Origin of the sequence: Paeniglutamicibacter terrestris, assembly GCF_012271785.1 — a bacterium.
In the GTDB taxonomy this organism is placed as follows: domain Bacteria; phylum Actinomycetota; class Actinomycetes; order Actinomycetales; family Micrococcaceae; genus Paeniglutamicibacter; species Paeniglutamicibacter terrestris.
Map to the genome: position 1 here is coordinate 1 of NZ_JAAWVT010000023.1, position 1,859 is coordinate 1,859.

Here is a 1,859-nt window from a genome sequence, read left to right on the forward strand (position 1 = left end):
TGTTGGAAGTGTCTGTTGTTTGAGAACTCAATAGTGTGCCAAGTTTGTTGATACCAATTTATTTATTTTATTGGTGAATGGCTTCAAGGTTTGCACCCCCCGGTGTGGATGCTTGAGGCAATTTGCCAGGATGTTTTTACTTGGTGCAACCCGGTCGACTTTTTCCAGTTGGCGTGTTGGTTGTGTCTGTATATTTTTTTACGGAGAGTTTGATCCTGGCTCAGGATGAACGCTGGCGGCGTGCTTAACACATGCAAGTCGAACGATGACTTTTGTGCTTGCACAGAATGATTAGTGGCGAACGGGTGAGTAACACGTGAGTAACCTGCCCCTGACTCTGGGATAAGCCTGGGAAACTGGGTCTAATACTGGATATGCACCGTAGACCGCATGGTTTTTGGTGGAAAGAATTTTGGTCAGGGATGGACTCGCGGCCTATCAGCTTGTTGGTGAGGTAATGGCTCACCAAGGCGACGACGGGTAGCCGGCCTGAGAGGGTGACCGGCCACACTGGGACTGAGACACGGCCCAGACTCCTACGGGAGGCAGCAGTGGGGAATATTGCACAATGGGCGAAAGCCTGATGCAGCGACGCCGCGTGAGGGATGACGGCCTTCGGGTTGTAAACCTCTTTCAGTAGGGAAGAAGCGAAAGTGACGGTACCTGCAGAAGAAGCGCCGGCTAACTACGTGCCAGCAGCCGCGGTAATACGTAGGGCGCAAGCGTTATCCGGAATTATTGGGCGTAAAGAGCTCGTAGGCGGTTTGTCGCGTCTGCCGTGAAAGTCCGAGGCTCAACTTCGGATCTGCGGTGGGTACGGGCAGACTAGAGTGATGTAGGGGAGACTGGAATTCCTGGTGTAGCGGTGAAATGCGCAGATATCAGGAGGAACACCGATGGCGAAGGCAGGTCTCTGGGCATCTACTGACGCTGAGGAGCGAAAGCATGGGGAGCGAACAGGATTAGATACCCTGGTAGTCCATGCCGTAAACGTTGGGCACTAGGTGTGGGGGACATTCCACGTTTTCCGCGCCGTAGCTAACGCATTAAGTGCCCCGCCTGGGGAGTACGGCCGCAAGGCTAAAACTCAAAGGAATTGACGGGGGCCCGCACAAGCGGCGGAGCATGCGGATTAATTCGATGCAACGCGAAGAACCTTACCAAGGCTTGACATGTGCTAGATCGCCATAGAAATATGGTTTCCCCTTTGGGGCTGGTTCACAGGTGGTGCATGGTTGTCGTCAGCTCGTGTCGTGAGATGTTGGGTTAAGTCCCGCAACGAGCGCAACCCTCGTTCTATGTTGCCAGCACGTTATGGTGGGGACTCATAGGAGACTGCCGGGGTCAACTCGGAGGAAGGTGGGGACGACGTCAAATCATCATGCCCCTTATGTCTTGGGCTTCACGCATGCTACAATGGCCGGTACAATGGGTTGCGATACTGTGAGGTGGAGCTAATCCCAAAAAGCCGGTCTCAGTTCGGATTGGGGTCTGCAACTCGACCCCATGAAGTCGGAGTCGCTAGTAATCGCAGATCAGCAACGCTGCGGTGAATACGTTCCCGGGCCTTGTACACACCGCCCGTCAAGTCACGAAAGTTGGTAACACCCGAAGCCGGTGGCCTAACCCCTTGTGGGAGGGAGCCGTCGAAGGTGGGACTGGCGATTGGGACTAAGTCGTAACAAGGTAGCCGTACCGGAAGGTGCGGCTGGATCACCTCCTTTCTAAGGAGCAACTAACACCGTCGCAGGGATTCCAAAGTGTTTCTCATGTGGGTGTTCAGTGCTGCTCGTATCCATCACTTGTGTTGATGGGCGAGTGCTCAAGGGTGGAATATCAACAAATTATGGCTGTTTATG

1 rRNA gene is annotated in these 1,859 nt (G+C 53.7%); it reads left to right on the top strand.

Annotation, left to right across the window (positions count from 1 at the left end):
* Positions 1-197: 197 nt before the first annotated feature.
* Positions 198-1,724: ribosomal RNA gene (locus HED64_RS19595) — 16S ribosomal RNA — on the top strand.
* Positions 1,725-1,859 lie beyond the last annotated feature (135 nt).